The organism is Saccharothrix sp. NRRL B-16314 (assembly GCF_000716595.1).
Lineage (GTDB): Bacteria > Actinomycetota > Actinomycetes > Mycobacteriales > Pseudonocardiaceae > Actinosynnema.
The window spans coordinates 1-312 of record NZ_JNXC01000233.1 but is presented as its reverse complement, the minus strand read 5'-3'; the positions used below and the strand labels follow the sequence as shown (position 1 = coordinate 312).

General features: G+C 67.9%; 1 pseudogene. It reads right to left on the bottom strand.

The features are described 5' to 3' along the window. A pseudogene (locus OQ02_RS39780) lies at window positions 1–214 on the bottom strand (flavodoxin family protein); the annotation flags it as partial. Window positions 215–312 lie beyond the last annotated feature (98 nt).

The window sequence follows — 312 nt, the reverse complement described above, 5'->3', positions numbered from 1 at the left end:
TCTCCCACCCGTGCTCCGTCATGTCGGGCCAGACGCCGGTCGCGATGTCGATGTCCACCGCCCTGAGCACGTCGACCCGCACGCCCTGGCGCTCCATGATCCCGGTGCTGATGTCGATCAGACCCTGGGTATGACTGCGCTCCGGGGAGCGTTTCAGGGTGCAGTTGATCACCAGGGCACGCAGGTCGGCGTACGACGTCGTCGAGTCCGGCACGGAATCCTCCTCCATACGCTGCGGGAGTTCGGATCCGATGGCGCCGGAGATCTCCCCGTACAGCTCACCAGGCCTGTGCCGCGGGCGCGCGCGGGGCT